Genomic DNA, 8,028 nt, shown 5'->3' with positions numbered 1-8,028 from the left:
CTGGGCTTGACCCGTTTCGACGGACGGGGTCGATGTGGTGATCTTATCTAGGCGGCCTGGTGTACCGGTTGAATGGTGTGGCGGGTGGCTTCGTAGGCGGCTGGGCTGAGGTAGCCCAGCGAGGAGTGCCGGCGACGGGTGTTGTACCAGCCTTCGATGTACTCGAATGTGGCCTGGCGGGCGGCGGTGTGTGTGGGCCACGGCTGCCGGTGCAGCAGTTCGGTCTTGACCGTAGCGAAGAAGGACTCGGCTACCGCGTTGTCCCAGCATTGCCCGCGACGGCTGTTGGACAGGCGGATGCTGTGGGTGGCGGCGAGGCGGGCGTGTTGGGCGCTGGTGTACTGGCAGCCGCGGTCGGAGTGGAAGATCAGCCCAGACGGTGGGCGGCGCCGCACGATCGCGTCGTTCAGGGCGGCATCGATCAGGTCGGTTTTGAGGTGATCGGCGACGGCCCAGCCCACGACGCGACGGGATGCCAGGTCGATGACAGTGGCCAGATACAGCCAGCCCTGCCACGTGTTGATGTAGGTGATGTCTCCGCACCAGCGGGTGTCGATGCGGGCGGGGTCGGTGGTGAAGTCCCGACCGATCAGGTCCGCACGATCGGCTGCCGCGGGGTCGGTGATGGTGGTCGTCTGCCACCGGCGCGGGCTCTTGCCGCGCACGCCGACGTCGCGCATCAGCCGGGCGATGCGTTTACGTCCGTGCCGCAGCCCGGCGTCGGTCAGTTCGGCGTGCACCCGGGGGGCTCCGTAGGTGCCCTTCGACATCGCGTGCACCTCGATGATCTTCGCGGTCAGCGCCTGGTCGGTCAGGTCTCGCTGCGACTGCTGACCGGTGGCGTGCTGGTAGTAGGCGGATCGGGAGACCTTCATCAGCTCGCACGCGCGTGTGACGTTGTGCTTGCCGGCCTTCTCCGCCTCGATGAACGGGTACACGTTCACCGGGTCTCCTTCGCGAAGAAAGCCGTCGCCCGCTTCAAGATATCGACGTCCTCGCGCAACCGGCGGTTTTCCCGCCGCAGTTGGGCGAGTTCGGCCTTCTCGTCGCTGCTCAGCCCGTCGGAGCGGGTACCGGTGTCGAGTTCGGCTTGCTTGACCCAGTCACGCACCGCGGTCTCGGTCAAGTCGAAATCGTCGCTGACCTGCCTGATCGTGCGGTCCCCACGCTGACACAGCTCAACGATCTCGGCCTTGAACTGCGCCGTGAACGACCGGCGAGGCCGGGGCCGCTTCTTACCCATGCTCTCCATGATGCTGGACATCCTCCCGGAGCCCACCGGGCTCCTGATCTCGGATGTCCGTCAAAACGGGTCAGGCCCAGGCCGCCCCGTTGAACACCATGGACGCCTTGTCCGGGTCGCTCTCGCAGTGTGCGGTCTCGGCGAGCCTGACGAGCCGGTCTACCCGAGCGTCCAGTGGTTTGGCGGGCGGTCGTTTGCGGGCGACGAGAGGGAAGCGGGCCGCGATGGTGGCGGCAAGAGACGGAGTCATGGTGTCCTCATCCGCTGCGGAAGGGCCGCATGTGGGCAACGAGGTGCGTTCAGGTCGTACGTGACGGCTCAGCTGCGCTCGTCCACCGGGGCGGGACAGGGCACCGCCCCGGCCTGGCTGCGGTCAGAAGGAGATCGTGAGGATGGTGTCGGCTCGGCTGATGTCGCCATGGTCGGCGGGCCGGGATCCTGCGCGGTGCGCGGTGACGGTGGGCTGGTTGGGGCGGTGGGCCTCGTCCCATTGGTCGAGCAGGTTGGTCAGCTCGGTGGCGAGCGTGGTGGCGTCCGGGCCGTGTGCGATTGCGCCGATTTCGTGGTGACCGTTGCCCGCGTCCTGGAAGGCGAGGTAGGCGATGGTGCCGCCGTGGTAGATGGCGGCACCGGCCCACCGGTAGGCGGGGGTGACCAGTCCACTGGTGCGGGCGGTATCACCGACGCCGAGGCGACCGAACGGCCTGGTGGCGTGAACGAGGAGCCACAGGTCGAGGTGGCCGATCGGGTCGGCGTCGCTGACCTGGATGCCGGTCCAGCGTTCGAGCCGGGAGTGACTGAGGGCGCTGGCGAGCGCGGCGCGGTCGGGCTGGTCGGTGGCGTCGAGTTTGAGGACCACGTCGGTGTCGAGGCGTACGTGGTGGTCGGTGTGCTCGGCGGTGCCGCGCATGGGAACGAATCCGCAGACCAGTGGCGTCGTGGTGCTGACGAGCTGGTGGGGGTCGGTGCGGTCGAAGGCGAAGCATCGGGTCAGGCCGCTCTCGTGCACGCGTAGGGGTACGACGATGCGGCCGTGGTCGGCGAGTTGTTCCCACCAGGCAGCGGAGATGTCCCAGGCTCCGGCGGTGACGATGATCCGGTCGTAGGGCGCGTGCTCGGGGTCGCCGAGGGCTCCGTCGCCGCAGATCACCTTCACGGTGTCGTAGCCGGCGCGGTCGAGGCCGGCGCGGGCGCCGTCGGCGAGGTCCTGGTCGAGTTCGATGGTGACGACCGTGCCGCCGGGGCTGGTCAGCTCGGCGAGCAGGGCGGCGTTGATGCCGGTGGCCGCGCCGATCTCCAGGACGCGGTGGCCGGGTTGCGGGGCGAGTTGTTCGAGCATGTCCGCGACGAGACTGGGGCTCGACGCGGACGACAACGCGGCACCGCTGGGGTCTCGTTTGGTGACGATCTGGCGGCGGGTGTAGACGGTTTCCAGGTCGACACCGGGGAGGAACTGCTCGCGGGGCACCGTACGGAATGCGTGCGCGACGGCGCCGGATCGGATGTGGCCGCGCTGTCCGAGCGTGCTGGCGAGCTGGTCGCGCAGCGTCGCGGCACTCGACGTTCCCGGTGCGGTGGGGGAAGTGTTCACTGCGTTGACCCTACTTCCGATCTTGGCGGCGGGTTGATAGCCGGATGGGGTGTCGAAGGGGTGGTGGAAGGTGACGGTCACGGCCGCCGTCGCGAGTAGCCAGGTGTCAGCGGCGGAGATGCCGAGCCGGTTGAACAGGAACAAAAGGTGGTGGGTCAGCACCTCGCGTAGGTCGCGAGTCAGCGCGCCGTGTCGGTCGAGGAAGCCGAGGTCCGCGCCCGCCTGCTCCTGGGCTCTCGGCCATTGCGGGGTGATGACCAGAGGGCTTGCGGCCGTGTCGTCGGCCGCGGTTTGTAGGCGCTGCACCGCCGCGATGAGCCGTGGGCTCGGCGCGGGGGCGTTTGGCTGGTGCCGGCGCGAGGCGAGAAGTCGCCAGACGTCGCCCTGCTCGGAGAACTCCAGTCCGGCGGCGCGTAGGAGGCGAGTGGCGAGCAGGACGCCGAGTTCACGCCGGTGGGTGCCGCCGGTGGTGGCGAGATGGCCGAGGATGTGGCGGCTGTCCGCGTGGAAGAGGGTGTGGGCGATCGTCATGGCCTGGTCACCGCCGAAGGCGTACGCCTCGGGGCGGTAGACGGGCTCGGTGACACCGCGGATGCGGTCGTCGTCGGTGATGGAGGCGAGGAGGGCGTAGACCTGGGCGAGCCGGTCGCCGGGCAGTAGCCGCAACCGCCACGTCTCGCTCTTGCGGATGAACCAGAAGGCGGTGATCGTCCGGTGGTCTTCCGCAGCGGCGAGCTCAGGGGCGAGCCGGGTTGCGGCGAAATCCTCAGCGCTCTGCCAGTCCGAGAGGGTCAGGTTGATCTGGCGCCATCGGCTCGCCGGCGCCACGCCTGGTGGCTCGGTGTCGGGTTCGGAGTCGAGATCCACGACGCTCTCCTCGTCTAGTTGATCAGCAGGCTGGTGGCCCAGCGGACGTCGGTGCCGGTCGCGATGGTGTGCAGGGTGAGGGCTATTCCGGCGGCGCCTGTGATCAAGCCGGATCGTGCCGGGGTGGTGTCCGTGGCGTGTTGGATCAGCAGGCGCACGACTTGGGGAAGCTGTTTCTGGAGGTCGGCGGTGCGGGCGTCGGCGGCGGCGTACCAGGCCGTAGCGGCGAGCCCTGCCCAGCCGTGGCACAGCGACGGATCGACGATCCGGCTGAGTTGGAGGGGGTCGGCCAGGCAGCGGGTCAGGGCCTCTTCTGCCGCCTCTTGGCGGGCGGCGTCGTCGAGAGCGATGCCGGCCAACTGTTGGGCGCGGGCGACTCCAGGGGTGCCGTAGCACCAGGACGGCCGCGCCGGTCCGCTCATGGAGGGTTTTCCGGCGCGCAACTCCGCGACGGTGATCTTCTCCGGCCACCACGGTCCCGCAGGGCTTGTCTGCTGCCAGCGGTCGAGCCACGTGCAGATCCGGCGGATCGCCTCCGCGTGCCTCGGCACCCGGATGTTCTGCCGCATGGCCAGGGCCAGGAGAGCCAGAGGGCCGGTGATGCGGTGCGCCATGCCGACGTTGGCGTGCCCGCCCTGCTCCGGACCTTCGCGGTCGGTGGGGTCTGCGCTCCACCAACCCGGCGCGAGTCGGCCCGCCTCATCGTCGGTGTGCACCGGCTCGGTGAGTTGGACCAGGTACGCCAGCACCCGCCGGAGCAGAGGTCCGTGCGAGGCGCGGCACAGCAGGTGGGCTCCCAGGCCGGTCAGCCCGCGTACGAGGTCGAACTCCGACAGCGAGGGCCGGGCACGCGCCGCGAGGCGTGCCGTAGCAGCGGCCAGGCGGCGTTCCACCTGGTCATCGAGGGCATGATCAAGCGTGTCCAGGGCTGCTGGGCGGGCGTGGGGCATGGCCGTGGTCAGCGCGTGGGTGACAGCGGGTGCGCCGAACCAGAGTCCGGCTCCGCTGCCGCTGTTCAGCGTGTCAGCGGTCGCGCGTCGCAGCCAGGCATGAACCGGTTCCCACCCACCGTGTCCTGTCTGCGCTCGCACCCCGTGCAGGAGTGCCACCCCGGCGGCACCCCGGGACAGCGACTGGGCGTACCAGCGGGAACTGCGTGGCCCGTAGTCGTCCGCTGCGAAATCCGGGGGCGGCGGCTCGGTCAGGGTGTCGGTGATGCACGCGGCCATCGCCTCAGCCGCCCGGAGCAATGGTGTCCTCAGCGGTGCTTCGGTCATCGGGATGCTCCTTTGGCGCGAACCCGGCGACGCACCGCCGCCAGCGCGACATGGCGAGCCAACCGGTAGGTGAGCTGTTCGGCGTCTTCGTCGGGACCGAGAGCGCGAACGACGTGCAGGTGCATCAGCGACGCGAGCACCGAGGCTGGGGTGAGCGGGCCGGCGACGGCGGACAGTTCGGCTACGTACCGGGCGGCGGCCCTGGAGCGCTCCCGCCATGCATGCTGGATGGGCTCGGGAAGTTCGCTCGGGTCGAGGGTGACCGCTTGGCGCAGCACGTCTCGCTGGACCGGTGCCTGCCCGGTCTGCTCGGGGCGCGCCACCAGCCACTCGCATCCGTCGGTGCGGCTGCCGAGCATCGAGGCGGTCAGGTCGACCATGCTCAGGGCGGTCAGCGCCTGCCGATTGATCCCAGACTCGGGCAGCGCTACCAGCTGTGCCAGGGCTGCGGTGGAGTCGGCGGCGAAGAGTTTCTCGGCCGCTGCCAGCGCGGTGCCGCAGCCGTACCGACCGGACTCGGGCTGGTAGGTGTCCAGGCTCCAATCGCCGGCAAGGCGCTGCTGTCGGAGCCCGCCGACCCATCGCCCGACCCGTACCGCCGCGTCGCCGTAGTCATCGGTGTGCAGTCGTAGTCGAAGCTGCGGGGTGGGGCGTCGCATGCGCACGAACCACCACAGCGGTGGCTCGGGCCAGTCGGCGAACAGCGCGGGCAGCTCTCGGGCCAAGACCAGCTCCATCGTCGAAGGGTCGACGGCCACCGAAGCGGACAGCAGGCCACTGGCACCCGGCATGATCGGCTCGGGGGGAGCGGGTGGCGGCCATGCGCCTCGCGCGGTAACCGCAGCCGGCGCGGCAGCGGGCGCAACCGTCGAGGCGACTGGCACGACGATCTCGTGGGCGCGGCCGGAGAGCCAACCGAAGTCCTTCGGACTCGCCGCGTCCACTACGGTGACCGGTCCGGCGCTGGCGTCCAGGTGGGCACGCAGCAGGGCACGATCCATGGACTGATCGAGGCGGAGCCGAAGCCGCTGGTCACCGTTGCCGACCTGCACCCATGCCGGCAGCCGCAGCCTCGTCCGCAGCGCCTCCCAGGCCGTCAACCATTCGCCATCGCTGGCGTCCGCACCGGGCAGGGCCGCCGGATCGACCCGCCACCGGGCCGCCGCCAAGAGGACGCGCCCGTACCTCAGCGCGGGTCGAAACGGCAAGCAGGAAGCCGCACCCCAGTCGAACGGTTTCAGCCGGGCATCCGTGGCTCGCGGCAGCTCCAGGAGGAACCGGCCGAGCAGCGGCATCGTGTGTACGGCGGCAGCGTGCGCCACCGTCGGCTCCACCACCCGCCGCCGCGACATCGACACCAACACCAGCCGATCCCGGCCGGCGGTCACACCGAGGTCGTCGAGGCCAATCACGTTCTCAGCCACGGGCCGGTGCTCAGCCAGGCTGACCAGCCACGGAAGTACCTGCCGGGAGCTGAGCACGTTTTGGCTGTGTAGCTTGCGCGGCGGGAAGCTCAGTTGCACTGGCATGGCCCCGTCCACCGCGACTGGAAGGCGGGCGAACTCCCGGCACATCAACTCCCGGTCGGCGTAGGGCAGCCCGTCGAGGAAACGCCCGCTCGTCGCCATCGCCGAGCGGCCCATGCCGGTCAGCGCGACAGTGAACCGTCCCTGTGTCAGCGCCTCCAGCGAGACCGCGCGTACCTCTGCCGAGACGTCGACGTGAGGGCTAACAGGCCCGATGACTCGGCCAGCGCCGGCGAGCCATTCGACGGCCGCGTCATCGAGAACCACCTCACGAACACCATCGATCACCGCCTGCTGAGCCATCGCGAGCAGACGCTCGTCACGGCCGGACAGTGGTGCCGCAGGCGCGTTGCCCAAAGCGCCGAAGTGTTCTGGGACGCCCAACCCGACGAGCGGATCTACCAGTCGAGCGAGCGGCACCACAGCCGTCATCCCGTAGCGGTCGACGAACCGGGCACGGTACACACGCCACTCGGGCCGCCCCGCCGGATCTGGCGTCAGCCGTCGCAGCACCTCCACCGATGCGGCGATCTCGGCGGCGACCTGCTCCGGCAGGGCGACCTGATCCGCGAGCTGAAGATCCACCGCGAGCGGCTGGTTGGCCGGTGCGACGCTGCGCATGCGGTCGGCGAGCCCACGAAGGTACGTCGCGCTCGCTGGCCTAGTACCACCGAGACGACCATGCAGCGAGCGCAGCTCGACCCGAAGGGCTCGCTGCCCCTCCGGATCACCGTCGAACGCCGCATCGAGGGTGTCCAGGACATGCCTGATCGGGTCCGTGCACGTCGATGGTGGTCGGAGAGCGGAGATCAACACGCCGTGGTCCACCAGGCCGGCAACCATCGTGTCAGCGGACGCGCGTGGGAAGCCGGGAAACGCAGCAGCGACCGCGTCGAGCAGCTCAGCCCACGGCAACGGGGAACGGGCGAGCGACACCGCCAGCCGTACCGCTGCGGTGCTCCTGACCGAGGTCGACTCCGTACGTGCAGAGGCGTGCGGCCGGCGCGCCACGACTATCCGAGGCCCGTTCACCAGCGCCAGGTTGTTCGCCTGCACAGGCAGACGGCGGCGCACGTCGGGCTCAACTTCAAGGCGCGCAATCAGGGACGCGAGCCAACTCGCGTCCGGCCGTACCCGAATCGCCGACTGCCCCGCCGGCACCACCGCAGCCACCGTGTCGAACCGCAGAGTCGCCACCCCCGAGAACAACCCGAAGGGCGTCGCACGCCGCTGCGCACGGACCAAGTACCGCGCCAACGCCAACGCCATCCGCCACCCTCGGTCTGGAGTCGCGCTTCCTGTGGCGAGGACCGCTTCTACGCGAGCAGCGAACTCAGGGCTGGCGGCCCAGACAGCCTCGGCCAAGCCGACCTTCCGCCACGTTGCTTGCAACCAGTCCGCGACACCGGAGGTGTCGCTCCGGTCCGGCCAAGGAGCCGGGCCGTCGGGCCATGAGTGAGCGGCAATGCGGATCGTCGCGGCATCGACCGACCGAAACATGAATCGTCCTCCTTCCGTCACGAG

6 protein-coding genes are annotated in these 8,028 nt (G+C 69.8%); all 6 read right to left on the bottom strand.

The features are described from left to right. Positions 1-47 precede the first annotated feature (47 nt). The 6 genes from GA0070216_RS14015 to GA0070216_RS13990 all read right to left on the bottom strand — a co-directional run bounded on the left by GA0070216_RS14015 (position 48) and on the right by GA0070216_RS13990 (position 8,004). Positions 48-944 (bottom strand): IS3 family transposase, encoded by an 897-nt coding sequence (locus GA0070216_RS14015; protein WP_091245182.1) that lies wholly within the window; start codon positions 942-944, stop codon positions 48-50. Beyond that, positions 941-1,243 carry a transposase gene (locus GA0070216_RS14010; protein WP_176738962.1) on the bottom strand — a complete coding sequence of 101 codons (303 nt, stop codon included), beginning with the start codon at positions 1,241-1,243 and terminating at the stop codon, positions 941-943. Before GA0070216_RS14010 ends, GA0070216_RS14015 begins: the two co-directional genes overlap by 4 nt. A 70-nt stretch (positions 1,244-1,313) precedes the next feature. Further along, entirely contained in the window at positions 1,314-1,493 is a 180-nt protein-coding gene (locus GA0070216_RS14005; protein ID WP_091245173.1) for a hypothetical protein, read from the bottom strand. Positions 1,494-1,616: 123 nt separating this feature from the next. Next, entirely contained in the window at positions 1,617-3,701 is a 2,085-nt protein-coding gene (fxlM, locus tag GA0070216_RS14000) for a methyltransferase, FxLD system (RefSeq protein WP_091245171.1), read from the bottom strand. 14 nt (positions 3,702-3,715) lie between these two features. Beyond that, positions 3,716-4,978: a lanthionine synthetase C family protein gene (locus GA0070216_RS13995; RefSeq protein ID WP_091245166.1), complete on the bottom strand. Its 1,263-nt coding sequence runs from the start codon at positions 4,976-4,978 to the stop codon at positions 3,716-3,718. Continuing rightward, complete coding sequence (locus GA0070216_RS13990) at positions 4,975-8,004, bottom strand: lantibiotic dehydratase (protein WP_091245162.1); 3,030 nt, start codon at positions 8,002-8,004, stop codon at positions 4,975-4,977. Before GA0070216_RS13990 ends, GA0070216_RS13995 begins: the two co-directional genes overlap by 4 nt. Between the last annotated feature and the right edge of the window lie 24 nt (positions 8,005-8,028).

It is taken from the genome of Micromonospora matsumotoense, from assembly GCF_900091525.1.
GTDB classification, from domain to species: domain Bacteria; phylum Actinomycetota; class Actinomycetes; order Mycobacteriales; family Micromonosporaceae; genus Micromonospora; species Micromonospora matsumotoensis.
This window is presented reverse-complemented; position numbering and strand designations above follow the sequence as displayed.

Coding starts and splice junctions, on each gene's coding strand:
- GA0070216_RS13995 (WP_091245166.1), bottom strand. CDS start 4,978: ATGACCGAAGCACCGCTGAGGACACCATTGCTCCGGGCGGCTGAGGCG.
- GA0070216_RS14005 (WP_091245173.1), bottom strand. CDS start 1,493: ATGACTCCGTCTCTTGCCGCCACCATCGCGGCCCGCTTCCCTCTCGTC.
- GA0070216_RS14010 (WP_176738962.1), bottom strand. CDS start 1,243: ATGGGTAAGAAGCGGCCCCGGCCTCGCCGGTCGTTCACGGCGCAGTTC.
- GA0070216_RS13990 (WP_091245162.1), bottom strand. CDS start 8,004: ATGTTTCGGTCGGTCGATGCCGCGACGATCCGCATTGCCGCTCACTCA.